Source organism: Rhizobium sp. AAP116, from assembly GCF_001295785.1.
Taxonomy (GTDB): domain Bacteria; phylum Pseudomonadota; class Alphaproteobacteria; order Rhizobiales; family Rhizobiaceae; genus Allorhizobium.
The window spans coordinates 46,808-72,196 of the sequence record NZ_LJIB01000030.1; the positions used below are offsets into that span (position 1 = coordinate 46,808).

26 protein-coding genes are annotated in these 25,389 nt (G+C 61.5%); 15 read left to right on the forward strand and 11 right to left on the reverse strand.

The genetic code is table 11. The features are described 5' to 3' along the window. Window position 1: 1 nt before the first annotated feature. On the reverse strand, window positions 2-610 hold the full coding sequence (locus tag IP85_RS17955; RefSeq protein WP_054151037.1) for a pyridoxamine 5'-phosphate oxidase family protein: 609 nt from the start codon (window positions 608-610) through the stop codon (window positions 2-4). A gap of 67 nt (window positions 611-677) precedes the next feature. Continuing rightward, the gene (locus tag IP85_RS17960; protein ID WP_054151038.1) at window positions 678-1,604 is read right to left on the reverse strand and encodes an alpha/beta hydrolase; all 927 of its coding nucleotides are present in this window, start codon (window positions 1,602-1,604) and stop codon (window positions 678-680) included. A gap of 48 nt (window positions 1,605-1,652) precedes the next feature. Between IP85_RS17960 and IP85_RS17965 the strand changes: the two genes are divergently transcribed. Further along, a complete protein-coding gene (locus IP85_RS17965) occupies window positions 1,653-2,144 on the forward strand; it encodes a MarR family transcriptional regulator (protein ID WP_054151039.1) in 492 nt (163 codons plus the stop codon). Here IP85_RS17965 and IP85_RS17970 read toward each other — a convergent pair. Next, complete coding sequence (locus tag IP85_RS17970; RefSeq protein ID WP_054151040.1) at window positions 2,125-2,487, reverse strand: DUF971 domain-containing protein; 363 nt, start codon at window positions 2,485-2,487, stop codon at window positions 2,125-2,127. The two genes, IP85_RS17965 and IP85_RS17970, sit on opposite strands and share 20 nt — an antisense overlap. Before the next feature lie 205 nt (window positions 2,488-2,692). Here IP85_RS17970 and moaA point away from each other — a divergent pair, with 205 nt between their 5' ends. Further along, window positions 2,693-3,679, forward strand: coding sequence for a GTP 3',8-cyclase MoaA (gene moaA / locus IP85_RS17975; protein ID WP_245280903.1), 987 nt, complete (start codon window positions 2,693-2,695; stop codon window positions 3,677-3,679). Between the two features lie 24 nt (window positions 3,680-3,703). Here the strand turns inward: moaA and IP85_RS17980 are convergent, their stop codons facing one another. Continuing rightward, window positions 3,704-6,238 (reverse strand): HAMP domain-containing methyl-accepting chemotaxis protein, encoded by a 2,535-nt coding sequence (locus IP85_RS17980; protein ID WP_054151082.1) that lies wholly within the window; start codon window positions 6,236-6,238, stop codon window positions 3,704-3,706. Window positions 6,239-6,467: 229 nt separating this feature from the next. Between IP85_RS17980 and IP85_RS17985 the strand changes: the two genes are divergently transcribed. Genes IP85_RS17985 through mobB form a run of 4 tightly spaced genes read left to right on the forward strand, consistent with a single transcriptional unit; the run spans window position 6,468 to window position 9,757 of the window. Beyond that, the gene (locus IP85_RS17985) at window positions 6,468-7,373 is read left to right on the forward strand and encodes a DMT family transporter (RefSeq protein WP_054151042.1); all 906 of its coding nucleotides are present in this window, start codon (window positions 6,468-6,470) and stop codon (window positions 7,371-7,373) included. 29 nt (window positions 7,374-7,402) lie between these two features. Continuing rightward, the gene (locus tag IP85_RS17990; protein ID WP_054151083.1) at window positions 7,403-8,608 is read left to right on the forward strand and encodes a multidrug effflux MFS transporter; all 1,206 of its coding nucleotides are present in this window, start codon (window positions 7,403-7,405) and stop codon (window positions 8,606-8,608) included. Between the two features lie 7 nt (window positions 8,609-8,615). Next, window positions 8,616-9,239, forward strand: a complete 624-nt coding sequence (gene mobA, locus IP85_RS17995) for a molybdenum cofactor guanylyltransferase MobA (protein WP_054151043.1) — start codon at window positions 8,616-8,618, stop codon at window positions 9,237-9,239. Further along, window positions 9,236-9,757 carry a molybdopterin-guanine dinucleotide biosynthesis protein B gene (gene mobB, locus IP85_RS18000; RefSeq protein WP_054151044.1) on the forward strand — a complete coding sequence of 174 codons (522 nt, stop codon included), beginning with the start codon at window positions 9,236-9,238 and terminating at the stop codon, window positions 9,755-9,757. The genes mobA and mobB overlap by 4 nt, the downstream gene beginning before the upstream one ends. Window positions 9,758-9,823: 66 nt before the next feature. On the opposite strand, the gene IP85_RS18005 is transcribed toward mobB, so the two are convergent. Then, window positions 9,824-12,163, reverse strand: coding sequence for an OmpA family protein (locus IP85_RS18005; RefSeq protein WP_054151045.1), 2,340 nt, complete (start codon window positions 12,161-12,163; stop codon window positions 9,824-9,826). 360 nt (window positions 12,164-12,523) lie between these two features. Between IP85_RS18005 and IP85_RS18010 the strand changes: the two genes are divergently transcribed. From IP85_RS18010 to IP85_RS18025, 4 genes are all read left to right on the forward strand, one after another. Further along, the gene (locus IP85_RS18010; protein ID WP_054151046.1) at window positions 12,524-13,297 is read left to right on the forward strand and encodes an ABC transporter substrate-binding protein; all 774 of its coding nucleotides are present in this window, start codon (window positions 12,524-12,526) and stop codon (window positions 13,295-13,297) included. Window positions 13,298-13,408: 111 nt separating this feature from the next. After that, window positions 13,409-14,212 carry an ABC transporter permease gene (locus IP85_RS18015; protein WP_054151047.1) on the forward strand — a complete coding sequence of 268 codons (804 nt, stop codon included), beginning with the start codon at window positions 13,409-13,411 and terminating at the stop codon, window positions 14,210-14,212. Continuing rightward, window positions 14,209-15,039, forward strand: a complete 831-nt coding sequence (locus IP85_RS18020) for an ABC transporter permease (RefSeq protein WP_054151048.1) — start codon at window positions 14,209-14,211, stop codon at window positions 15,037-15,039. The genes IP85_RS18015 and IP85_RS18020 overlap by 4 nt, the downstream gene beginning before the upstream one ends. Window positions 15,040-15,214: 175 nt before the next feature. Continuing rightward, window positions 15,215-15,481, forward strand: a complete 267-nt coding sequence (locus tag IP85_RS18025; RefSeq protein WP_054151049.1) for an aspartate-semialdehyde dehydrogenase — start codon at window positions 15,215-15,217, stop codon at window positions 15,479-15,481. Window positions 15,482-15,483: 2 nt separating this feature from the next. On the opposite strand, the gene IP85_RS18030 is transcribed toward IP85_RS18025, so the two are convergent. After that, window positions 15,484-16,116: a DUF2270 domain-containing protein gene (locus IP85_RS18030; RefSeq protein WP_245280904.1), complete on the reverse strand. Its 633-nt coding sequence runs from the start codon at window positions 16,114-16,116 to the stop codon at window positions 15,484-15,486. 231 nt (window positions 16,117-16,347) lie between these two features. Here IP85_RS18030 and IP85_RS18035 point away from each other — a divergent pair, with 231 nt between their 5' ends. The 4 genes from IP85_RS18035 to IP85_RS18050 all read left to right on the forward strand — a co-directional run bounded on the left by IP85_RS18035 (window position 16,348) and on the right by IP85_RS18050 (window position 20,452). Continuing rightward, window positions 16,348-17,166 carry a methyltransferase domain-containing protein gene (locus IP85_RS18035; protein WP_054151051.1) on the forward strand — a complete coding sequence of 273 codons (819 nt, stop codon included), beginning with the start codon at window positions 16,348-16,350 and terminating at the stop codon, window positions 17,164-17,166. 93 nt (window positions 17,167-17,259) lie between these two features. Then, window positions 17,260-18,825, forward strand: a complete 1,566-nt coding sequence (locus IP85_RS18040; RefSeq protein ID WP_054151052.1) for a hypothetical protein — start codon at window positions 17,260-17,262, stop codon at window positions 18,823-18,825. A gap of 71 nt (window positions 18,826-18,896) precedes the next feature. After that, the gene (locus tag IP85_RS18045; protein ID WP_054151053.1) at window positions 18,897-19,769 is read left to right on the forward strand and encodes an NAD(P)-dependent oxidoreductase; all 873 of its coding nucleotides are present in this window, start codon (window positions 18,897-18,899) and stop codon (window positions 19,767-19,769) included. Then, a complete protein-coding gene (locus tag IP85_RS18050) occupies window positions 19,766-20,452 on the forward strand; it encodes a DNA alkylation repair protein (RefSeq protein ID WP_054151054.1) in 687 nt (228 codons plus the stop codon). Before IP85_RS18045 ends, IP85_RS18050 begins: the two co-directional genes overlap by 4 nt. Window positions 20,453-20,465: 13 nt before the next feature. Here the strand turns inward: IP85_RS18050 and IP85_RS18055 are convergent, their stop codons facing one another. From IP85_RS18055 to IP85_RS18065, 3 genes are all read right to left on the reverse strand, one after another. Further along, a complete protein-coding gene (locus IP85_RS18055) occupies window positions 20,466-20,954 on the reverse strand; it encodes an Lrp/AsnC family transcriptional regulator (protein WP_054151055.1) in 489 nt (162 codons plus the stop codon). A 66-nt stretch (window positions 20,955-21,020) separates the two neighbouring features. Continuing rightward, window positions 21,021-21,665, reverse strand: coding sequence for a uracil-DNA glycosylase family protein (locus IP85_RS18060; protein ID WP_054151084.1), 645 nt, complete (start codon window positions 21,663-21,665; stop codon window positions 21,021-21,023). 44 nt (window positions 21,666-21,709) lie between these two features. After that, window positions 21,710-22,276, reverse strand: a complete 567-nt coding sequence (locus tag IP85_RS18065; RefSeq protein WP_054151056.1) for a thermonuclease family protein — start codon at window positions 22,274-22,276, stop codon at window positions 21,710-21,712. 118 nt (window positions 22,277-22,394) lie between these two features. Here IP85_RS18065 and IP85_RS18070 point away from each other — a divergent pair, with 118 nt between their 5' ends. Beyond that, window positions 22,395-23,930: a HAMP domain-containing sensor histidine kinase gene (locus IP85_RS18070; protein ID WP_054151057.1), complete on the forward strand. Its 1,536-nt coding sequence runs from the start codon at window positions 22,395-22,397 to the stop codon at window positions 23,928-23,930. On the opposite strand, the gene IP85_RS18075 is transcribed toward IP85_RS18070, so the two are convergent. Both IP85_RS18075 and cobT read right to left on the reverse strand, forming a co-directional pair. Further along, window positions 23,931-24,353: a diacylglycerol kinase gene (locus tag IP85_RS18075; protein ID WP_054151058.1), complete on the reverse strand. Its 423-nt coding sequence runs from the start codon at window positions 24,351-24,353 to the stop codon at window positions 23,931-23,933. Beyond that, window positions 24,346-25,368: a nicotinate-nucleotide--dimethylbenzimidazole phosphoribosyltransferase gene (gene cobT, locus IP85_RS18080; protein ID WP_054151085.1), complete on the reverse strand. Its 1,023-nt coding sequence runs from the start codon at window positions 25,366-25,368 to the stop codon at window positions 24,346-24,348. Before cobT ends, IP85_RS18075 begins: the two co-directional genes overlap by 8 nt. Window positions 25,369-25,389: the final 21 nt, after the last annotated feature.

Consider the following 25,389-nt stretch of genomic DNA (forward strand, 5'->3'; position numbering starts at 1 on the left):
ATCACCACATCGTCTTCGCAGCCCGCTCAGGCCATTCACGGTCATAGGTATCGCGATCGAAGTCCTGTTTTGCAGCCTTCAGCATGTCACCAGGCGTCGGCAGATCGTTCGCCGCGACCTGCCTTTCGACATTCCACAATTCCGCCCGCATCACGGCCCGCGCACACTGGAAGTATACCTCCTCGATCGTCACAACGACGACGCTTCGCGGATGGCGTCCATCCATCTCAAAGCTTTCCAGAAGTTCGGGCGCGACCGAAACCACAGCCCGGCCGTTGATCCGCATGACACTGTCCGAGCCCGGAATGAGAAACATCAGTGCAATGCGAGGGTCCCGCACGATGTTCAAAAGCGAATCCACGCGATTATTGCCGCGCCAGTCCGGAAGCGCGAGCGTCCGGTCGTCTTCTATCCGCACCACCGCGCCGCGATCGCCGCGGGGCGAGCAATCAAGGCCCTCCGGACCGACGGTCGCCAGCGCCACGAAGGGCGAGCGCTCGATCATCGTCCTGTAAGCCGAGGTCAAAGAGGCAGTCACCTTGGAGGTCGAGGCCTCTCCTGCCTCGCCATAAATCGCCTTCAAGTCCTCGACCGTCGTTATCACTGTCATGCCGAACTCCTCACTCCGACTGCCGAGCCTAGCGGCAGCCTCGGGTTAGGCAAGAGCAATGACGGCTCTATGACACCTTGCGGTCCCCGACCCTCGACATGCCCTCCGCGCCGGCGAGGAAGGAGGCAACCGCGGCGATGACCTCCGGCGCGCTGACGATCCTTCGATGTCCGTGGCCATTGGCCCAGAGATGACGCACATGCGGCGACACGCCGATATAGCGCTGCGCATGGCCGACATTGACCTCTTTGTCGTCTTCGGCATGCACCACGAGCAGCGGCCGATCGATGCGTCGTGCGACCGCGACACCATCAAGATCTTCGACCTGCGCGCCGACCAGATCCATGGCCCGATTGCGCATGGCGCCGACGCTGCCACGCCCAAGCCCCACCATGGAAGCAAAACCGTTGAACACCTCGCCCATGCTGGAAGGTGAGCCGATCAGCGCGATCCTGGGCGCATTTAGCGGCTGCAGTTCCGGAAACACGCGCCCTGCCGCCATCATGACGGCGGCACCACCGAAGGAGTGGCCAACGACGCCATCGAACCGCCCGAAATGGCGCTCGGCGGCAACGATGGCTTCGGCCGCAATCTTGAGGTCGAGCCGGCGGCCGCTGGACGCACCGTGCCCCGGCAGGTCAAGGACCACCACTTCGGCACCCGTTTCACGCAATCCGAGCGCCATTTCGGAGAGATACTCCGCACGCGAGCCCCAGCCGTGGACCACAAGAAACCTTGGGGCAGAACCGCTCCCCGACTGCGAACTGAGATGGTGGGCGGCGGCCATGCCGCGCGTCAGTGCCAGACGAACGGTCGAGGCCTGACGCAGCCGACTGCGTCCGGCGATGAAGACCTGCCGTGCCTTTTCGCCTTTCGGGCGGCGGCTCGGGGTTCGACAGAAAAGCTCGAAGGCAATCCGGCCGGCAACGGTCGGCGAGACCTTCTCCAGCTGCGCGAAAGCCAGGCGGGTGACCTTGAGAGGAAAGGATGGCATAGTCAGAATCCCATCATAATGTTCAATGCTGAACAATAAAGTACAAGAATGAACGAAAAGCAAGCCTTCCCCTGGGACCATCCTCGTTTTCGCAGTTGGATATCGGTGGCGCGCGCCTGCCAGCTGATGCAGCAGGCACTCGCACGCGCGCTCGCTCCGCTCGACATCAAGCCACCGCACCTCGATATCCTGGTCAATCTCTACCGGTTCGAGGGGATTTCCCAGCAGGAACTCGCCCGCAAGCTTCTGGTTGGTCGCTCCAATATGAGCATGCTGTTGCCGCAGATGGAAAAGCGCGGGCTTCTCGAGCGCAGGGCCGACCAACGGGACAAGCGAGTGCTGAGACTTTTCCTGACGGAAGAGGGCCGGAGCCTGAGCGAGAAGGCGATGCAGATCCAGACGGAGCTCATCGAGCGGACACTGTCTGCAACGCCGCTCGACGACTGCCAACGCCTCGCAGAGACGATGGACCTCCTGATCCAGCGCATGCTCTCGTCCGACGTTCTGGTCGATCCTGACCTCAGCGAGGATCGCGGCTGAGTTTCTTCTCTGCCAGTTCCTGTTCGTAAGCCGCGAACTTTTCGCCGCCGATCTCACCGAGTTCGCGCAGATAGTTCCAGGTGAAGATGCCGGTATCATGGCCGTCGTCAAAGGCGATGCGAACGGCATAATTGCCTGTCGGCACCATCTGCCGGATTGCGACATTGCGCTTGCCCGGCACGGTGACTTTCTGGCCTGGACCATGACCCTGGACTTCTGCCGAGGGAGACAGCACGCGCAGCATCTCGGCAGGAAGAGCGGCGACTACGCCGTCATTGAAGCTCACGGTCAGCAGGCGCCTGTCCTTGGACACCTTCAGTTCGGTCGGCCAGATCTCGGTCATGCAGTCCTCGCAGTGTTCCAGGCAGTTGGCGCAGACCTAGGTCGATCCCGCTCCGTTTGCAATCCGAATTGATGCAACGGGCCGGTGTCAACTTGACGCCTGCAAGGCTTGGCACCACATTGATCCAAACACCCGGGAGAGTTTTTTGGATCATAGCCCCGCCGATTGGCGCCATGCAGAACCGCTCGTTGACCAAGCAAGCCCGATGATCGACCCCTTTGGCCGGTCGGTTACCTACTTGCGCGTCTCCGTCACGGATCGATGTGATTTCCGCTGCACCTATTGCATGGCGGAGAACATGACCTTCCTGCCGAAGAAGGATCTCCTGACACTGGAAGAGCTCGACCGGCTCTGTTCCGCCTTCATCGCCAAGGGCGTGCGCAAGCTACGCCTGACAGGCGGCGAACCGCTGGTGCGCAAGAACATCATGCATCTCGTACGCGGCCTCTCCCGCCATCTCGGCAGCGGTCTGGACGAACTGACCCTCACCACCAACGGCTCGCAGCTCGCCCGCCATGCCGCAGAGCTTGCGGATTGCGGGGTTCGCCGCATCAACGTGTCCATTGACACGCTTGATCCTGCAAAATTCAAGGAAATCACCCGCTGGGGCGAACTCGACAAGGTGCTTGAAGGCATTCGCGCGGCCCAGGCCGCCGGCATCGGCATCAAACTCAACGCTGTCGCTTTGAAGGATTTCAATGAACACGGGATTCCGGAGCTGCTGCGCTTCGCCCATGGCGAAGGCATGGATCTGACGCTGATCGAGACCATGCCCATGGGCGAGACCGGCGAAGACCGGACAGACCAGTATCTGCCGCTCTCCCTCGTGCGTCAGAGGCTCGAAGAACAGTTTACCCTCGACGAAATTCCCTACCGCACCGGCGGCCCCGCCCGTTATGTCGAGGTGAAGGAAACCGGCGGGCGCCTCGGCTTCATCACGCCGCTCACCCACAATTTCTGCGAAAGCTGCAACCGTGTCCGGCTGACCTGCACCGGCACGCTCTACATGTGCCTCGGTCAGGATGATGCCGCAGACCTGCGTACCGCACTGCGCGCCTCCGACGACGATGCCTATCTGTCGGCCGCGATCGACGAAGCGATTTCGCGCAAGCCCAAGGGCCACGACTTCATCATCGATCGCGACCACCGCAAACCAGCGGTGGCCCGCCACATGAGCGTCACCGGCGGCTGAGTGCCGCCGGCTTGCTCTTCACAGTTACGCCGAGCGGCGATAGGCCTGTGGCGCAGCGCGCTCAGTATCGGTGCGGAAGCGCGAGATCTTGTGCATCAGGATATCGACCCGCTGACGCAGGCCTTGGATCTCGGCATTGTTTTCCTCGACCATGGCGGCATTCTGCTGGGTAATCAGCTCGACATCACGCACGGCGGACGTCACCTCGCTGATGCCGGTCGACTGCTCGCGGGTCGCAGCCGAAATGCGTTCGACGAGTGACTGTACCTCTTCGACCTGATCGATGATCGACTGCAGCGCGACACCGGTGTTCTCGACGAGTTCGACACCCGACTTGACCTGATTGCCGCTGACGGAGATCAGCGTCTTGATCTCCTTCGCCGCATTGGCGCAGCGCTGAGCAAGGTCACGCACTTCCTGCGCGACGACAGCAAAGCCACGACCAGCCTCGCCGGCCCGAGCCGCTTCGACACCCGCATTCAGTGCCAGCAGATTCGTCTGAAAGGCAATCTCGTCGATGACGCCGATGATGGTCGAGATCTTCTCAGAGGAACGGCTGATTTCAGCCATGGCCTCCACCGCCTTCTTGACCACCACGCCGGACTGGCGCGCGTGATCGCGGGCCGACTGCACGGATTGTGCGGTGCGCCCTGCCCCGTCGGCCGTCGAGCGTACGACATCGCTCAGATGCGAGAGCGCCCGTACGCTTTCCTCAAGCGCCGCGGCCTGCTGTTCGGTCCGGCGTGCAAGATCATCGGCGGAGACAGCAAGGTTCTCCGTACCGGCATTGATGTCGACGCTTGCCGCACGAACCTCTTCGAGCGTCGCACGCAGTGCTTCGACCGCCTGGTTGTATGTCGAGGCCATTGCGACGAAATCGGCCGGCAGGTCGTCACGCATGGAGACGTTGAGCTGGCCGTTGGCAAGTGCCTCAAGCACCGAGGACAGCGCTTCGAGCGCCGACCGCTGGTCGGCCTCGACGCGGGCCCGGTCCTGGGCACGCTGCGCGCTTTCCTGCTCCGAGCGCGTGCGCGCAGCTTCAGCCTCTTCTTCCAGTCGCCGGTTTTCGAGCGCCGCATCACGGAAAACGGTGACCGATCGCACCATATCGCCGATTTCGTCGCCGCGATTGCGGCCCTCGATCGGGACAGACAGGTCGCCACTCGCCAGTCGCGACATCACGCCGGTGATCCGCTTGAGCGGCGCACGCAGTGTCTCGACAAGCATCAGACCGCCGATGATCGCAAGCAGCGTCCCGACAACCATGGTGATCACGGAAATCGTCGCCGACCGTTCGCTGTCCTCGCGGCCGATTTCCTGGGCTTGGGCGACGAAATTTCGCAGCGATTCCATGGCGGCAGAAACGGCCGCATTGGCGGCCAGTCGCTCGTTCTGCCAGCTACGCCCGGCGTCGAGCCTAGCCTGGGACATCTCCGTGATTGCCGCCAGATGCGGTGCAATCTTTTGGGGGAAGTCGCGCAGTGCACTGTTCTTGGCGCCAAGTTCAGAGATCCGGCCGGCGACAGATTGAAGAGCGTCCATTTCGCGGATGACGACGATGCGGCGGTCGTCGTCGAGCGAACCCAGCATCTGCTGCACCCGCAACTCGATGGTCGCCACTCCGAGTGCTGCGGTATCGACGAGGGCCATCAGTTCCTTCTGCTCGGCAACGAGTCTGTCGAGGCTGACGAAACGGTCGGCGGCGACATCGCTGTTCTTGGCGGCCTGCAACGTGATCTTCTGCTCGATCTCAACGAGTTCGGACAGCACAAGGCCGAGTTCCCGGGCCTTGGCATCAACCGGGTTGGATTGGGCAAGGATCGTTTCGATCTTGCCGATTGCGGCACCAACCTCGCCAACAAGGACTTTGCCCTTTTCGGAGGCGATCTCGTTCGCCTTGGCCAGATCCTTCTGCATCGGAGCGAGATAGAGTTTCGCTTCGTCGAGCTGTTCTTCCGGTGTGAAGGCCATCTGCACGCCGACACGCAATTTGCCGAGACGATCAAGCAGCGACTTGAAGGCGGAGGCGTCGAACAGCAATTCCTTGGCGAAGCGCTCCTTGCCGGCAAGATCGTCGCGGACGAAATCGACCTGCTTGACGATCTGCTGGCCCTCCGCCTGCAAGGCGGCAACGGCCGCGTTCAGGCCAGAATCCAGTTCCTCGCGCGCGGTCTTGTTGTCCCACAAGGTTGAAGTCTGAGCCCGCATCTGGGCCGGCAACTGCGTCAGTGCCGACAGGTCGACGGTCTGAGCCTGCTTGGCGAGCACGCCATTCAGCACGCCGAGCCCCCTGTCCTGGCTGTCGATGGCCGAAAGAAGAGCTGCCCTGCTCTCCTCTGTCGGATCGAGGCTGAACTCCTGCAGGCCCTGCTGCAGCTTTTCCAGATCACTGATATTGCCGATCGTGGCACGCGTGACGGTCATATGCCCGTTGAGGGTGGTCGCAGTCCAATAGCCCAGGAGGCCGACACCGGCCATGAGCAGAACGAGAGGAACAACAAAAAGCAAAACTTTGGTGACGATCCTGCGACTTTGCAGGAGACGATCAATAAAACTCATGAGACCCTCGGGAAGGCCGAAATCCCGCGAGGTCATCGCGCAGGATCGAAGGAAAGGAGCCGCCTCATGCAGTTCCATCGGCGAGCTTGTCTTCGGGAGTTTGAGCAAAGGTTAACCGGATACCGCGTTTTTGGCACTGCAGCATCGTTTCAGGGCCATAACAGCTGGAATAAGGTTTCTCGCGCGTGCTCCTTGGTCTAGAACCGGCGGGTACGCACGGGAATCGAGCATGGCATTATCCGAGAACACCCGAGGCGCCCTTCTGATGGCGATCTCGATGGCGGGCTTCACCTTCAACGACGCTCTGACGAAATCGGTAACCGCTGAACTGACCGTGGCGCAGATCATGTTCGTGCGCGGCGCATTTACCGCGGTTCTGGTCTATATCGTTGCGCGCCGCATGGGTGCGCTCGACCACATCAAGAACATCCTGCAGCCCCTGATCCTGTTGCGCATCGCCTTCGAGACGGTCGCAGCCGTCGCCTTTCTCGCAGCACTCGGCCAGGTGCCGCTGGCCAATGCCTCGGCGATCCTGCAGTCTCTGCCTTTGGCCGTGACCCTTGGCGCCGCCTTGTTCTACAAGGAGCCCGTGGGCTGGCGTCGATGGACGGCGATCGGTCTCGGCTTCATCGGCGTGCTCGTCATCATCCAGCCAGGCCCTGAGGGCTTTACGCTCGCCTCGCTCTACATCGTCTTTTGCGTGATCACCGCAGCCGGCCGTGATCTCGTCACGCGCCGGATCGATCAGAGCATCTCGTCGCTCTCCGTCACCCTTTTCACCGCAGCCTCCATCTCCTTTGCCGGCCTGCTGCTCATTCCCGCCTTTGGTGGCTGGCAACCGATGTCCGGCAGCGCGCTCGGCAAGCTCGCCTTTGCCTCGATCTTCCTGTTTGCCGGCTATCAGGCGATCATCATGGCCATGCGCACCGGCGAGATCTCCTTCATCGCGCCCTTCCGCTACACCAGCCTGCTCTGGGCGGTTCTGCTCGGCATGCTCTTCTTCGGTGAAGTGCCGGATGTCTGGATGATCGTCGGCGCTACCATTGTCATCGGCTCCGGCCTCTACACATTCTATCGCGAGAGCAAGCGGAAGGCGGCCCTCGCCCGCCGCGCCGATCCGGCCTCCCCGGGCTGATCTCGTTTGCAGTGCAAGGACATTTGAGCGTGCAGCAGCAGTCTCGCTTTTTCGACAGGACCACGGCCCCGCATATCGTCAGTCTCGTGGCGATTGCCGGATTGTCGGCGCTGACGATGAACATCTTTCTGCCGGCGCTGCCTGCCATGGCCCTCGATTTGCGTGTCGACTACGACCGGGTGCAGGTCCTGGTCTCAGGCTATATTGCGATGACCGCCCTGGTGCAGCTGGTAATCGGCCCTCTGTCGGATCGCTACGGCCGGCGACCGGTGATGATCGGCGCATTGCTGATCCTGATCGTTTCCTCGCTGGTCTGCCTGCTGGCAAGCTCGATCGAGGTCCTGACATTCGCCCGGATGATCCAGACGGCTGTGGTCGCAGGTCTCGTTCTCTCCCGCGCCATTATCCGCGACATGGTCCCCATGGACGAAGCCGCCTCGATGATCGGATATGTCACCATGGGAATGACGCTGATCCCGATGGTCGGCCCGACGCTCGGCGGCGTGCTCAGCGACAATTTCGGCTGGCGCTCGAATTTCGCAGCCATCCTGATTGCAGCACTTGCCGTCCTGTTGCTCGTCTACCGCGATCTCGGCGAGACCAACCGCCAGAAGAGCGGCAGTTTTTCCGAGCAGTTCCGGGCTTGGCCACGGCTTCTCGCGTCCCCCCGCTTCTGGGGCTACACCATGGCCGGCACCTTCACGTCTGGCGCCTTCTTCGCCTTTCTCGGCGGTGCACCCTTCGTCGGCGGCACACTGATGGACCTGACGCCCAGCATGCTCGGCCTGCAATTCATGTTCATCGCATCTGGATATATCGCCGGCAACTATCTGTCCGGACGTTTCGCTCGCCGCGCAGGCATAGACATGATGATGCTGGTCGGCGGCGTGGTCGCCCTGGTCGGCGCCGCCATTCCGATCATCTTGCTTGCCCAGGGATATGTCTCCTATCTAGCCTTCTTCGCCCCGCAGGTCGTGGTCGGCTTCGGCAATGGCCTCTCCCTTCCGAGCACCAATGCCGGCATCGTCAGTGTCCGGCCGGAACTCGCAGGCTCGGCTTCCGGGCTCGGTGGCGCCATCACCATGGGCGGCGGCGCCTTCGTCTCCTGGCTTGCATCCCGCATCCTGTCGGTCGAAACCGGCGCCATGCCCTTGCTTCTCGTCATGCTCGCCTGCTGCATCCTTGCCCTCGTCGCGGTTGCTTTCCTGCGCTTCGCGCCAGGGCAAGAAGGGTGATCCCGTGATGTACGAGTTCCAACCGCCCGCCGTCATTCTCGCTGGCGGCTTGTCGCGCCGAATGGGCGCAGACAAGGCGGAACTGAAACTGCGAGCGATACCGCTAGCCCTCAGGGTGGCCGAACGGTTGCAGCCGCAGGCTTCCGCAGTCTACCTCAACGCTTCTGAAGGACATCCGCTTGCAGCGCGTCTCCCGCTGATCCCGGACACGCGTCCCGACCGGCCCGGTCCACTCGCTGGAGTGCTGGCAGGCATGAAGCGATTTACCGAATTACCTGATGCAGCCACGCATCTCCTGACCACCCCCTGCGACACGCCCTTCCTGCCCAGCGATCTGGTGATGCGCCTGGCAGAAGTCGCGAGAAGCGAAGTGATCGTGCTGGCAGCCAGCAACGGCCGCACCCATCCGATCACGGCGCTCTGGCCGGTCGCTTTGGCAGAGGATCTCGAACATTGGCTTGATGACCCGAAGCATCGCCGCGTCTTCGACTACGTCGCCCGCCACCCGGTGGAGGTTGTGGATTTCGACCCTTTCGAAGGGCCCTTTGGTCCAGTCGACCCCTTCTTCAACATCAATACGCCCGACGACCTCGCAATCGCCGAGGCCATCGTCGATCAGGGTTCAAGATGACCAAAACCCCGCGCATTTTCGGCATTGCCGGCTGGAAAAATTCCGGAAAAACCGGGCTTGCCGTGCGGCTGGTCGAGGAATTCACCCGGCGCGGCTACAAGATCTCGACCATCAAACACGCCCATCATGACTTCGACATCGACAAGGTCGGTGCCGACAGCTATCGGCACCGCGAGGCCGGCGCCCACGAGGTCGTCATCGTGTCCGGAACCCGTTATGCCATCATGCACGAGCTGCGTGGCGCTCCCGAACCGAGTTTCGAGGAAATCCTCGCCCGCATCGGCCCCTGCGACCTCGTGCTGATCGAAGGCTACAAGCGAGAGCCCGTCCCGAAGATCGAAGCGCGTCGGGAAGCATCCGCCAACCGAGAACCTTTGGCACCAACGGATCCGCACATCCGCGCGATCGCGGCTGATCACCGCGTCGAGGACACCGATCTGCCGGTCTTCGACCTCGACGACACCACGGCGATTGCCGACTTCATCGCCTCGGTCACGGGGCTGCCACCGCTGTCCTGACATACCCCCGACAGAAAAGGCCGCCGGATCGCTCCGGCGGCCTTCTTCGTTTCGTCAGTTGGTCGATCAATCGTTGCTCGACACACCGGCCGGGCGGACCAGCGTGGTCACGCGGCGGATCGCGACGCGGCGGTTCTGCTGTTCGGCCGCTTCCGTGCGGATCTTCAGGAAGCGCTCGCCGTAGCCCTGGACCGACATGTTTTCCGGCGGGATGCCGTAAACTTCGGTCAGTAGGTTCGCGACGGTTTCTGCACGCCGGTCGGAAAGGACGAGGTTCGAACGATCCGAACCGACGGCGTCCGTATGGCCTTCGATCAGGAAGACTTCGCCCGGATCCTTTTCGAGCAGCTGCTCAATCGCCTGGGCAACCTTGCGCAGTGTACGAGCCTGTTCCAGCGGCACCTCGGCAGAACCCGACGGGAAGGTAATCGTATCGAGGTCGATACGACGAACCTTGTCGCGGATACGCGCCGACGACTTCACTTCGTCGATCGAATAGACGCGCTCGACACGCTCGACCGGCGGCTGGCCGAGGAACTCATAGTAGTCCCGGTCCGGCGAACGCGTTGTGCTGACGATGTAGTCGCTGACCGGAATGGTCAGACGCATCGGCGGCAAGGACAGACCGACGTCGACATACATGGTCGGACGTTCCCTGTCGGCTTCCGGCGAATACATCAGTACATATTCCCGACCACGCGGAGAAATGCGCGAACGGATGATGATGTCACCGTAACGGTTGTAGACCGTCACCAGCTTGCTGCCGTCGGCACGCTCGATGGTCTCACGCGTGCGGCCACGCGGGAGCTGCTCGTAATAGGTCTCCTCGGCATCGTAGCGCAGACGTTCGCGGTCGTCGCCACGAACAACGATCCGGTCGCCGACATTGATGACCGTGCGGTTATCGATCTGCTCGATGACCCGGACCTCTGTGACCTGATTGACCACATTGTTCTGCACGATCGTGTTGTTGGTGACGTTATTGGTGACATTGTTGGTCACCGTGCTGTTCGACACGTTGTTGACGACGGTTGTCGGCACTTCGAAGGTCGGCGCAGCATCAAGCGTCGTGCCCTGCTCGGCAATCGTCGCCTGCATCGTCTCCTGATCGGCGGCGGTCGTTTCGACCTGAGCCTCAGCATCGGTTTCCGGCGGCGGCGCCACATCTTCCTGGGCACGCAATTCGTTGCGCTGCTCACGCACACCCTCGCCGCCCGTGTTGTCGGCATCCTTGTCGCTGTCGAGGACGGCTGCACCGTTTTCAACCGGCAGAACGACCGTCTCGGACGTCTGGGACGGATCCTCGGCGATGGCTTCCTTCTCTTCGGTCGTGCGGGTGTCGGTGATCTCCTGCACCGGCTGATCAGCCGGCGGTTCTACGGCAGGAACGAGCACTTGCTCGCCTTCCGGCTGGCCTTCGGCTGGTACGTCCTCACCGGTTGCCTGCTCTTCCACGGGCTGCTGGTCGGCCGGCTGTTCAGCCTGATTGGCAGGCACTTCGCCTTCGGTCGCCGGCTGTTCGCCTGCAGCGTCCTGACCGGGGCGCAGCTCTTCTTCGGCGGCAGGAGCCTGCTCGTCGGTCTGCTGGGGAGCCGCTTCTTCCTCGGTCGCCTGCTGTTCTTCAGCGGGCTGCTGCTCCTCGGTCGGCTCAGTTGCGGGAGCCGGGCATTCAGCTTCGGAGGCTGCCTGCGAACCATCGGCACAGGTCACGGCCTGCGGTTCCTCGACAGGTTGCGCTTCTTCAGCCTGCTGCTGGGCTTCCGCCTCTGCGGCAGCCTGAGCTTCGGCTTCGGCCTGACGCTGAGCTTCCGCTTCTGCAGCGGCCTGTGCTTCCGCTTCAGCGGCTGCCTGTGCCTCTGCCTCGGCAGCGGCCTGAGCTTCTGCCTCAGCCTGACGCTGGGCTTCTGCTTCGGCAGCGGCCTGAGCTTCAGCTTCGGCGGCTGCCTGAGCTTCTGCTTCGGCCTGACGCTGGGCTTCTGCCTCGGCGGCAGCCTGAGCCTCGGCTTCCGCCTGACGTTGAGCTTCAGCTTCAGCTTCTGCGGCGGCCTGAGCCTCGGCTTCCGCCTGACGCTGAGCTTCCGCCTCAGCGGCAGCCTGGGCTTCTGCTTCAGCCTGACGCTGCGCCTCTGCCTCGGCGGCAGCCTGAGCTTCCGCTTCGGCCTGGCGGCGTGCTTCTTCCTCAGCCGCCGCCTGGGCATCGCGGGCAGCGCACGTCTCAGCATCAGGCGCTTCCGAGCCGTCCGTGCAGGTGACGGCCTGGGCCAGCTGGATCAGCTGTTCTTCAGCCTGTCGCGTCTGCGTCTGGCGTTCTGGATGTCCGGTGACCGACGCAGCGACCGGCTTCGCCAGTACCGCGACAGACAGGACCGGGATTGCCACTGTGTTGAGCAATCTCTTGTTGAACATACCTTGCGTTTCCTTCCCTACGCACGGGCCGGTGACAGTGTCATCCGGGTCCGTGCTGTTGAATGCGTGCTCGATTGTGCGAACCGAAGCTGCTGCCAAACTAGATTTCTCATAATTAACCGTGGCTGAACGAGTTGGAGCCGCTTTTGCTCCACCAGACAACACCGTTTGGAACAAAAAAATGTCTTCCGTGGCCCCAGGTGGAATTAAGGGGGCAAATTTTGTCGATCACGCGGTTTGTAGTTGATTTCGGCTGGGAAACCAGACGAATATTGGGCCCAAGTGTGGTCGACCATACCACACGATCACGGACAGCCGCCTCAAAACAACAAACGGCGTCCACCCAACAGAGAGGATCTCATGCGTATTCCGACACGTTTTCTGGCCGCAGCATCGATCGCTGCCCTTTCGCTCTTTGCCGGTTCGGCCATGGCGCAGGAAAAGCTGATCATCGGCACCGAAGGCGCCTATCCGCCCTTCAACAACCTTGAAGCCGACGGCTCGCTGTCTGGTTTCGACATCGACATCGCCAAGGCGCTTTGCGAGGAGATGAAGGTCACCTGCGAATTCGTCACCCAGGATTGGGACGGCATCATTCCAGCCCTTCAGGCCAAGAAGTTCGACGCCATCATCGCATCCATGTCGATCACCCCGGAACGTCTGGAGAAGGTCGACTTCTCAAAGAAGTACTACAACACTCCGCCGGCCGTTGCCGTGCCGAAGGATTCGACCATCACCGACGTGGCCGGCCTCGCAGGCAAGACGATCGGCGCCCAGTCTTCGACCACGCATGCCAACTATGCGGAAAAGCATATGGCGGACAGCGAGCTGAAGCTCTACCCGACCGCTGACGAATACAAGCTCGACCTCGAAGGCGGCCGCGTTGACGCCGTCGTCGACGATATCGTCGTTCTCTCGGAATGGCTGAAGACCGAAGCCGGCGCCTGCTGCAAGATCCTGACGCCGCTTCCGGTTGATGTCGAAATCAACGGTGATGGTGCAGGTATTGCCGTCCGCAAGGGCGAAACAGAGCTGGCCGACAAGTTCACCGCAGCGATCGCCGGCATCCGTGCCAATGGCAAGTACGAAGAAATCAACAAGAAGTACTTCGATTTCGACGTTTACGGCGAGTGATCCCGGGATAGACCGATAAAACCAAGTGGCGGAAGTCGAACACTTCCGCCATTTTGCATTTGAACTGCAACGACATGAAAAAGGCGGGAAAAACCGCCAAGGGGGAATGGCATGGGCGGATTGTCTTCCGCGCTCGGCTCGATCTGGGACTGGATCAATTACACGTTCGATCCGCTCTGTGGTCCCGTCGGGCTCTTCCGGCTGTTGGCGACCGATACGCTTGTCGGCTGCGGCGACACCGGCTGGGGCGACGAGATTGCCTTCGGCGTCAAGGTGACGATCTCGCTGGCACTTGCGACACTGCCCGTCGGTCTTGCCCTCGGCTTCCTGATTGCACTGGCGCGCCAATCGGGTGAATGGAGCCTGCGGGCTGCGACCGGCGTCTACACGACCATCTTTCGCGGGCTGCCCGAACTCCTGACACTCTTCATCGTCTATTTCGGCTTCCAGATTCTCGTCCAGTCCGTCCTGACCTGGCTCGGGATCGACCAACGCGTCGAGATCAATGCTTTCGTGGCCGGCATGATCGCCCTCTCCGTCGTCTTCTCGTCCTATGCCTCGGAAGTTCTGCTGTCGGCGTTCCAGGCTATCCCGCGCGGTCAGTACGAGGCCGGTAGCGCAGTCGGTCTGTCGAGGCGCAAGACCATGTGGCTGATCATCGTGCCCCAGTTGATCCGCATCGCCCTTCCGGGCCTCAGCAATCTCTGGCTGGTGCTCCTGAAGGATACGGCGCTCGTCTCGGTCATCGGCCTGGCAGATATCGTGCGGCAGACCGGTGTGGCGGCGCGCGTGACCAAGGAAGCCTTCATGTTCTACGGGATCGCCTGCCTTCTCTATCTCGTGCTTGCAACAGTCTCCTCGATCGGCCTGAACGCCATCGCACGCTGGGCAAACCGCGCGGAGGCGAGCCGATGACCCACGCATTGGAGATGATCCCTGCCCGCCCGGCGCCACCGGTGAAGGCAAGCCGCATCAACCTGGCCCGCGTCGCGGGCTACGGAATCCTCACTCTCTGGGCTGTTCTCGGGCTCGCACTTGTCTGGTACCTCGCATCGAGCTGGGATCCGGCAAAGATCGAGCGCTATGGCTGGCGCTACCTGGACGGTCTCGCCACCACCCTGATGCTGACCTTCGGGTCGATCACGCTCGGCGCGCTCCTTTCCCTTCCCGTCACCTTCGCCCGCATGGCGCGAAACCCGATCCTGAACACGATCGCCTATGCCTATGTTTACGTCTTCCGCAGCACGCCGATGCTGTTGCAGATCTTCCTGATCTATTATGGCCTCGGCTCCTTCCGTCCGCAGATCGAGGCGATCGGCCTCTGGTGGTTCTTCCGCGAGGCCTGGTATTGCGCGCTGTTTGCCATGACGCTGAACACGGCAGCCTATCAGGCGGAAATCCTGCGCGGTGCGATCGAAAGCGTACCGCGTGGTCAGACGGAAGGTGCCAAGTCTCTTGGCCTGCCCACGTCGATTACCTTCTGGAAGATCATCCTGCCGCAGGCCCTGATCGTCGCTCTTCGCCCCTATGGCAACGAGATCATCTTCATGATCAAGGGCTCAGCCGTCGTCGCAGTCGTCACCGTTCTCGATCTCATGGGCCAGACCCGCTACGCCTTCTCGCGCACCTTCGACTACCAGACCTATCTCTGGGCGGCGATCTTCTATCTCGCCATCGTCGAGGCGCTGCGCCACGCATGGGGTGCGATCGAGGCGCGACTGACCCGTCACCTGAAACGCTGACCATGGGTTGGCGACCCCGTCTTGGGTCGCCGCCCGACTTTATTAGCACTTCCTTCACCAACAGATGTTTCCATCATGTCAGGGCCCGCGTCGGTCGCGGCCCCGGTCGGTCGCGGAAGCGATGACACCGCCCGCGTCGATCCGTCTTCCACGAGAACACGGGGAACGTCGGCACATGAACAGCGAAATGGAACTGATGCTGAAGGGTTACGGGCTGACAACCGCCCAGATCCTCTACCGCCTGCCCGATCACCCTTCCCTGCTGCAGACCTATATCTGGCAGCACTACGATCTGGCTCCGGACTTTCCGGAGATGCGCGGCTTCCTGCGCTTCTGGCAGGACAAGATCGAAGGCCCGCTCCACTCGGTGACCTATGTGCACAAGAGGATGATCGCGGCCAGCGAATGGCGTTCTCTGAAGGGCGAGTTCATTCTGCACTGAGATCAGACATGCACCTCGCCATGGGCAATTTCCCCATCTTTCGGCTCCCGGTATAGGATGGCGAGGAGCAGCGCGATATAGATGGCGCCGACCAGCGCCAGCACGATGCCGCCATGCAGCGGTCCAAGATGGGCGTTCTGGACGATTTGGGACAGGCTGCTGACGAACTCGGCGGGCGCCTCGTTCTGTTGCAGCTTCGGGCTGGAGATTTTAAGCGCCCAGGCGAGAAGCAGAATGAGATACATCCAGATGTAGTTTCGCCGGATACGACGGAAGAGTGCTTCGCGGTACGCCATCAGGAAGACGGGCCGTCGAAGGCTGGCCGCGATCGCCGCCGCCCAATCGGGTTTCAATTCGGCCTGCGGGCAGAGCGCCTGGGAGAAATAGTGCCGCTCGAGCTGGCGGACCCGCGCCCGGTAGACATCGAAGAAGCGATAGCGGCGCGCCTCGATAAAGAGGAAGACCGAGACCAGAAGCATGGCGAACAGCACCACGCCATGATGCGACGACGGCGTTGACAGCGAAACGGACAAAAGGCCCGCCACGACCGTCATAGACCAGTTCGTCGTTCGGTCTATCCGGTCGCGCCAGCTCGTCATGCGACCGATCTCGCCCCGATAATAGTGGATGATCATGTTGGCCTTCTCGGCCGAACTCGCCGGCAAGGCCGGTGCGAGGCGCGCGGGCTCTGCGCTCTCCAGCGGCAGGATGCCGGACTTATCCTCAGACGTTTGTTCCATGCTTAGCTCCCTGATCAGGAAACACCAAGAGCCCCCGCAGTGTTCCGTTTGCATTGCCAAGCTCGGCCTGACCCGTTAGACGACCGGCAAAGGCCCGATGAGCGGCCGCGATAACAGGAGCCTTACATGGCCAAGATCGACGAAGAAGCCCTTGCAGAAGCCTATAACCGCGCACTCACCCTTGAGAAGGCAGGCGATATCGACGCAGCTGTCAAGGCCTATGAGGAAGTGCTGGCGATCGACCCCGATGACCACGGCGGCGCATCGGTCCGTATTGCTGCACTTGGCCGCGGCGAAGCCCCGCCCAAAGCACCCGACGCCTATGTCGAGACGCTCTTCGACCAGCACGCCGATGCCTTCGAGGACATTCTCGTCGAACAGCTCGGCTACACCGTGCCGATGATGGTCCGCCAGCGCCTGCAGTCGCTCGGTCTCGGCCCGTTCAAGCGCCTTCTCGACCTCGGCTGTGGCACAGGCCTGACCGGCGGCGCGCTGCGCGACGTGGTGGACGACATGACCGGGATCGACATTTCCGAAAAGATGGTCGAGATCGCCCATGAAAAGGATCTCTACGAGACCCTCTATGTGGCCGAACTCGAGGATTTCCTCGAGGACAATGACGACGAACCCTTCGACCTCGTGACCGCGACAGACGTGCTGCCCTATCTCGGCGCCCTCGAACCGCTTTTCTTTGGCGCTGCCGAGAACATGAGCGACGGCGGTATCTTCGTCTTCTCCTCCGAAACGATGCCGGACGACATCATGGCCGGGAGGCCCTTCATGGTCGGCCCGCACCAGCGCTTCGTACATTCCGAGATCTATGTGCGCGAACGGCTCGCCGCGACAGGCTTCGAAGTGGTCGAGATCACCGACATCAACGTACGCATGCAGGACGGCAACCCGTCGCCAGGGCATCTGGTCGTCGCGAAAAAGACCGCAACCTAAACCCAAGGATGCATTTTCCACCCAGGGCTGCATGCGATTAGTAGCCAAGAAGCGCCCGATCCCTAGGCTTCCCCTGACAAAAAGGGGGAAGTCATGCAAACAGAAGTTGCCACTGCGCTTGGCGGGAGCGGGCCCGTCATCTGGACGCTTATCTTAGCGTTTGTAATCTCTCTGGTGACCGTCTTCGCCTTGATCTTCGGGCGATACGAGATCAGGTTGCGGCGTTTGCGCCTCATCCGGGACTACGTCAAAACCTTTCCGGTCGTCGATCAGGCTGAGGATGCGACGAGCCCCTCCTTCGAGTTTGTCCGGACCAAATATGCCGCCGATGTGAGAGGCAATGGCGAGAACGGTGACGCGAGTGCGCATCACACAGGACGATCTCCGGAAGACATCATCACCGAGATCAACGAGACGATCTCACAGACACGGTTTTTCCTCAATCGCGGTGACATGAGACTGCTCGTCGCGGCCCTTCCCTATTCGCTGGTCGTCTTTGCCGGGTTCACGCTAACCCTCTCAGGCTTTGGATGTCTTGCACCGACCGGGGACTGCCCAAGCATTCCGACCTTCAACCTCCTGACCGTCGGAGGAATGAATTTTGCGGCAGATACCGCCGCAACCGACCTCAGGCAGCTCGCCGAAAACGTCCTGACTGTCGCAGCTATTACATTTGTCGGCGCCTACCTGTCCTCTCTGCGCTATCTCATCCAGGCGCTCGCGGTCTTCGATCTGAACGGCTACACGATGATCCGACAGGCGGCGATGATCGTGATCTCGGTGCTTGCCTCGGCCGCACTCTATCGAGCCTTGCCGGATCTCAGTGCGGTCCAGGAGGTGATCAGCATCGAGAGAAACGCGCCCGTCACCGAGCTGTCCTCTCTCTGGATCTTGCTTGGCTTGGCCTTCGGCCTGCTGCCCGGCAGCGTGCTGCAGTTCATCCTCGTCAAGGTGGGGAGCCAGATCAACTGGATCAAGCAATCCGACAACCGCTTCATCGAGTGGACAAGGGTCGTACCGCTCGACGCGATCGACGGCATCGACTTCTTCACGCGCTTCCGGTTGGAAGAATGCGGAATCTCCGATGTGCAGTCGCTCGCCACCTACAATCCGATCATGCTGCACATCGAAACACCCTTCGGCATCTACCAGACGGTTGACTGGATAGCCCAGGCCCAACTGTGCTGCGTCGTCGGTCTCGATCGTTTTCTGCTGTTGCGCCAGTTCAACGTCCGCACGATCTTCGACCTGGAACGGGCCCTGAAACAGAACCGTAACAGCGACACCTCAACGGAAGAAAAGGCGATCGATGCCTTTGACCGCATCTATGCAGCAGTTCTTCTGGCCCCGACCGGGCCGATGAAGCACGTTCAGGAAACGAGTACGGCAAAATTCCTGATTCCCGGTGCAGACGGGCAGATCAAGGAAGTCGATGCGCGGGAATTCAGCATCTGGGCACTGACGACCATCAGTGAAACGCCGGAGATGTCCTCGCGCGCCATCGAGCATCTGATGGACTGGATCGGCGACGACCTCCATGTTCGCCGTCTGCGGCGATTGTGGAACGAGATCTCAAGCCGTCTGGGCAAGATGAGCCTTGAACTGACCCCGGACGATGAGATCCGTCGGAAAGCGGCTGCCCCCGACACTGCCCAATAACAGTAGAAGGCCTTTCAAGGCCACGGAGCTTCGACTATGCATGTCTCATACCGCAAGGCAGGAGAGACGAAATGGCAAAGGTCGCATTCATCGGTTTGGGCGTGATGGGTTTTCCCATGGCAGGACACCTGAAGGTCAAGGGTGGCCACGAGGTAAAGGTCTATAACCGCACGACGGCCAAGGCCGAGGACTGGGTGGCGAAGTTCGGCGGCAGCCATGGCTTGACCCCGGCTGAGGCCGCAGAGGGCGCAGATTTCGTCTTCACCTGCGTTGGCAACGACGACGACCTGCGTTCGGTCACGTTGGGCGAAAACGGCGTGATTGCAGCTATGAAGCCGGGCGCGATCCTGATCGACAACACCACGGCCTCCGCCGAGGTCGCCCGCGAACTCGCCGAAGCCACCGCGGCCAAAGGCTGCGGCTTCATCGACGCTCCGGTCTCGGGCGGCCAGGCAGGTGCTGAAAACGGTGTGCTCACCGTGATGTGCGGCGGCGAACCGGACACCTTCGAGACCGCCAAGCCGATCATCGACTCCTTTGCCCGCATGGTCGGCCTGATGGGCCCCGCCGGCGCTGGCCAGTTGACCAAGATGGTCAACCAGATCTGCATTGCAGGCCTCGTCCAGGGCCTGGCCGAGGGCGTGCATTTCGGCAAGAAGGCCGGCCTCGACATCGAAAAGGTGATAGAGGTCATCTCCAAGGGGGCTGCCGGCTCCTGGCAGATGGAAAACCGCCACAAGACCATGAACCAGGGCAAATACGAATTCGGTTTTGCCGTCGACTGGATGCGCAAGGACCTCGACATCGTGCTCTCGGAAGCGCGCCGCAACGGTGCGAACCTGCCGGTCACGGCGCTCGTCGATCAGTTCTACGGCGAGGTGCAGAAACTCGGCGGCAACCGCTGGGACACATCTTCCCTGCTGGCCCGGCTCGAAACAAAATGATCGGCCCCTCCTCCACCGCAGCCGAGATCATCGCATACTTGCGCTCGATGCGGTCGGAGGAGAACATAGCCGGCTTGGCGCGCTACGGGATTGTCACCGAGGATGCCCTTGGCATCGGCAATCCCGCTTTGCGGCAGATGGCCAAGGTGATCGGCCCGAATCAGGCGCGCGCGAAAGACCTCTGGGCATCCGGCATACGAGAAGCGCGCCTGCTGGCGATCTGGACTTTCGTTCCGACGCTGCTGTCATCGGACGACATCCGGCGGCTCGCCGACGAATTCAACTCGTGGGAAATCGTCGACGCGGCGGCCGACCTGCTGACCGGGACGCCCGGCTGGCGCAAACTGGTTGAAGACTTCGCCGCCGACGACCGGGAGTTCATCCGCAGAAGCGCCTTCGCCATGATCGCGGGCGCGACCGTTCACAACCGGAATGAGCCGGACGCGACGTTCCTCGAATGGCTGCCATTGATTGAGCGGCACGCCACCGATCCCCGCAACTTCGTCAAGAAGGCTGTGAACTGGGCCTTGCGCAACACGGGCAAGCGCAGCCGCGCCTGCCACACGGGTGCGGTCCTTCTGGCTGAAAAACTGGCGGGAAAGAGCGATGCCACAGCCCGCGGGATCGGCAAGGATGCCTTGCGGGAAATGCGCGACCCCAAGCGGATCGCGAAGCTCAGGTAATCGCCAGCGCGGTCTATTCTTCGCCGGCTTTATTATTGTCGAGCACCATGTAGTCGAGCGGCAGCTCGGTCGTATATTTGATCCGCTCCATGGCAAAGGCCGAAGACACGTCGCGGATCTCGATCTTGGCGATCATCCGCTTGTAGAAGGCATCATAGGCCGCGATGTCAGGCACGACGACGCGCAGCAGATAATCGACATCGCCGCTCATGCGGTAGAACTCGACCACTTCCGGAAACTCGGACACGACCTCGGAGAACCGCTTCAGCCACTCGATCGAGTGACTGGACGTGCGGATCGAGACGAACACCGTCACCTTGGTGTTGACCTTGGCGGGATCGAGCAATGCCACGCGCCGACGGATGACACCGTCCTCTTCCATCTTCTGGATGCGGCGCCAGCAAGGCGTCGTGGACAACCCGACCTTTTTGGCGAGATCGGCAACGGCCAGCGTCGAATCTTCCTGAAGAATACGGAGAATTTTGCGATCGAGGCGGTCCATGGCAAACCCTATAAAAACTGATTTTTCTTGATATAGCCGATTTGATAAAAATTATGGAAAATCATTTCAAGCTATCAACAAGGAAACCTCTCGTCGCAGCACCGGCAGCACCTCGGCCTCGAACCAGGGGTGACGTTTCAGCCAGGCCGTGTTTCGCCAGCTCGGATGGGGAAGGGGCAAGACGCGTGGCCCCTCGCGATTGGCGAGAAGGAAGTCCCGCCAATGGGTCACCGTCTCGGTCATGGTCTTGCGGCGCAGCCGTCCAAGATGCCAGGCCTGCGCATATTGCCCGATGGCGAGAATGAGCTCGACCCGCGGCATGGCATCCATCACCGTCTGTCGCCAATGCGGCGCACATTCCCGGCGCGGCGGCAGATCGTGTCCGTTCTCGTCATAGCCGGGAAAACAGAAGCCCATCGGCGCAATCGCCAGCTTGCTGCGATCATAGAAGGTGTCGCGATCAATGCCCAACCATTGGCGCAGGCGGTCACCGGAGGCGTCGTTGAAGGGGATGCCCGTCTCATGCACCCGAAGCCCCGGCGCCTGCCCGGCAATCAGCACCCGTGCCGTCGCCGAAAGCCAGGCGACCGGTCGAGGCTCATGCGGCATGCGCCGCTCGGGGCCACCGGCCGGACAATCGCGACAAATGCGACAGCGGGCGATCGCGCTCGACAAGGCGTCGATCGTCGGCGGCACGTCATCGCGGGGCATGCTCGGCAGCGAAGGATTGTCAGCGGCCATTCTCTCTTTCGTCCTCAAAACCAATGTGTCAGCCATCGCGGCAGTAACGCCTCGACCCAACCCGTGAGTTCCGCTTCCTCGATCTGTCGTTGTCGTCGCCAGTCAGCCGGGCGCTCGAAATTGCCCCGCCAGATCCCCTCGCCCGCCCGCCGAGCCTCTGCCTCGCTCGCAAGGTAACGTCCATCGGCAACGACAGACCCGGTCCGCACCAGTATCTCGCCGAGATCGTCGAGGCCCCGCTTGCAGACCACGAGCAACCGGCCGTAGCGATCACGGCGTGTACCTGTGCATTCGAAGCCACGCCCGGACACGAGCGCAATCAGGGCTCGGCGCGCCTCCTCGCCGCAGGCATAGGGTGCCCCATCCGCCGCCTTGCAAACCTGAGAAAGTTCGGGTGCATCGATCCCTTCGATCCGCAGCCGTTCGCCGTCTGCGCTGAGCGTGTCGCCATCGATCACTGAGAACGAGCCGGAAAAGCGCAGCGCCTGTTCGTTCTCGAGCTTGGCGATGACAAGCAATGCGAGCGCCAGGATGGCGAGCCCTAGAACCAGGTCGCGCAGGCGCCGAACGTGTCTCGTCACATTTCCACCCACTTCAACAACAGATCCTTTTTACACATGGCAAACAAAACCTTCCAAGACAGGATCTTCTTAAGATTTGGCCGCTAGGGTTCACCAAGGCGCGGAAGACTGCAACGCAATGAGTAACGGCGTAGATACATCGGCGGACAAAAACGTTCTCGACCTGACGCGACACAATCGCAACAGGGCAACGACGCGCGCTGTCCGCACCACCCGTGAACGTCTTCAGACGGGTCCGGGCACCTCCCCGGCCTTCGATGCAGAGATCCTCGCGATGCATGTCGGCGCCTGCCTGCAGGGTGCGGCCGTCATCCCGATCACGATCCTACTGATCGCGGCCTCCGGTGCCTATTTCACTGCGCAGCCGCATTTCATCATCTGGGGCCTCTTTGCGCTCACGATGCATGCAATCGGCATCCTGATCGTCAGGCGCGCATCCAAGACCGAAATCTCGCCGGAAAACCAGATCAGATGGCGTCGCATCTTGCTGGCCGCGCAGGCAGCCATGGGACTGTCCTGGGCGATCTTCGTCCTGCAGGACTGCGACACCTGCAATCCGACAGCTTTCACCTTCTACAAGGGTGCCGTGCTACTGGTGGCCCTTTCCATTACGGCCATGGCCAGCATGCTTTTGCGTCAGGCCGTGCTGTTCGGCTTCCTGCCCACGGTGGCGGCGCTGACCGTCGTGTCGATCACCGGCCGGAATATCCTCGACATCGGCCTGACGGCGGTTTTCACCACTGCGCTGATCTTCTTCATCTACATCACCAACCGACTGCATCAGGCCAATCTCAAGCTTCTGTCCTTCCAGACGGAAAAGGACGACCTGATTGCGGAACTGGAAGTCGCCAAGTCCCTGTCCGATGAGGCAAGGCGTCGGGCCGAAGAGGCCAATATGGCAAAGTCGCGCTTCCTCGCCTCCATGTCCCACGAACTGCGAACCCCGCTCAACGCCATCCTCGGATTTTCCGAAGTCATGGCGACGGAAGTGCTCGGGCCGCTGAACAACCCGCTCTACAAGGAATATGCTGGAGACATCCACCGCTCGGGAAGCCATCTGCTCGAACTGATCAACGAGATCCTCGACCTGTCGCGGATCGAGGCCGGCAAATACGAGCTGAGCGAAGAAAGCGTGTCTCTCCTGGAGGTCGCCGAAGACTGCATCGGCATGATCCAGCTGCGCGCCAAATCGAAGAACATCCGCATCGACCAGCAATTCGAAAAGGCACTGCCGTCACTCTGGGCTGACGAAAAGGCTCTGCGCCAGGTGATCCTGAACCTCTTGTCGAATGCGGTGAAGTTCACACCCCAGGGCGGCGAGATCATGGTCAAGGCCGGCTGGACCGCCGGCGGCGGACAATACATCTCGATCAAGGACAACGGCCCGGGCATTCCGGAAAACGAAATCCCGGTGGTGCTTTCCGCCTTTGGTCAGGGCTCGATCGCGATCAAGAGCGCCGAACAGGGCACGGGGCTCGGCCTGCCCATCGTCCAGGCGATCCTCGCCAAGCATGGCGGCGAATTCAAGCTGAAGTCGAAGCTCAGGGAAGGCACGGAAGTCATCGCCATCCTGCCATCGAGCCGCGTGCTCGAAAGCCTGCCGGCTGTCTCGGAAGTCAAAGCCATCGAACCGCGCCGCCGGCAATTCGCCTGATCAGGCGAGAAACAGCCGGCTGATGACGACGTAAGCAGCAAAGGCGCCATTGGCCATAATCAGGCAGAAGACAGCAAAGGATCCTAGATCCTTGGCATTGCGGCCGACCGTCGAGATCTCCGGCGAGATGCGGTCGACCAGTTCTTCGATCGCCGTGTTGAGCGCCTCCACCGAAAACATCAGCATCATCAAAACGACGAAGCCGAGGAATTCAAAGAGGCTCGCACCGACGAGAACGAACACGACCAGACCGCCGACAAATGCCAGAAGCTCATGCCGGAAGGCCGCTTCCTGGATCAGACGTCGAAATCCCTGAGCCGAATACTGAGCGGCGGCAAAGAGATGCGCGATACCTGTCTTCTTCTTGATGACTTTAGAGGCGAGCGGCTCCGCATCGCCGGGCTTTGATGTGCGATCACTCATGTGACTTGTTGGATACCCCAGCCTGTTCGAAGGTTGCCATGCCGGAATGGCAGGCCGCCGCAGCCTTGACGATGCCGGCCGCGAGTGCCGCACCGGTACCCTCACCGAGCCGCATGCCAAGCGCCAGAAGCGGCGTCTTGCCGAGGCGTTCGATTGCGCGCAGATGACCAGGCTCGCCCGAAACGTGGCCGATCAGGCAGTGATCGAGCGCGGAAGGATTGGCCGCCTTCAGGATCGAGGCAGCGGCGGTTGCCACATAGCCGTCGATCAGGACCGGGATCTTTTCCATACGGGCTGCGAGGATCGCGCCGGCCATTGCCGCGATTTCGCGACCGCCGAGGCGTCGCAACACTTCCAGCGGATCGGACAGATGTTCCCGGTGGAACTCGACCGCCTGCTTGACGGCGGCAACCTTGCGCGCCAAAACATCGCCTTCCGAGCCAGTGCCCGGACCGACCCAGTCCTCTGCCTCACCGCCATAGAGCGCGAGGTTGATCGCGGCCGCAATCGTCGTGTTGCCGATGCCCATTTCACCGATGCAAAGAAGATCGGTTCCGCCGGCAATCGCCTCCATGCCGAAGGCCATGGTCGCCGCGCAGTCGCGCTCCGAGAGCGCTGGCTCGCAGGTGATATCGCCGGTCGGATAGTCGAGCGCCAAGTCGAAGATCTTGAGCCCAAGGTCATGCGTGACGCAGATCTGGTTGATGGCCGCACCGCCGGCCGCAAAGTTCTCGACCATCTGCTGGGTCACAGACGGCGGGAACGGCGTGATGCCATGTCGGGTCACCCCGTGATTACCGGCGAAGATCGCGACCAGTGGACGATTGACCGCAGGCGCGCGACCACTCCAGGCGGCAAGCCACATGGCAATCTCTTCGAGCCGTCCAAGCGCGCCCGGCGGCTTGGTCAGCTGCTTGTCGCGTTCGCGCGCCGCCACGAGCGCCGCAGTGCTGGGTCCCGGCAGGTCACGCAACAGCGTGCGAAAATCGTCGAATGGCAGGCCGGTAACGCTCATGGGTCGGGCTTCCTTGTATTC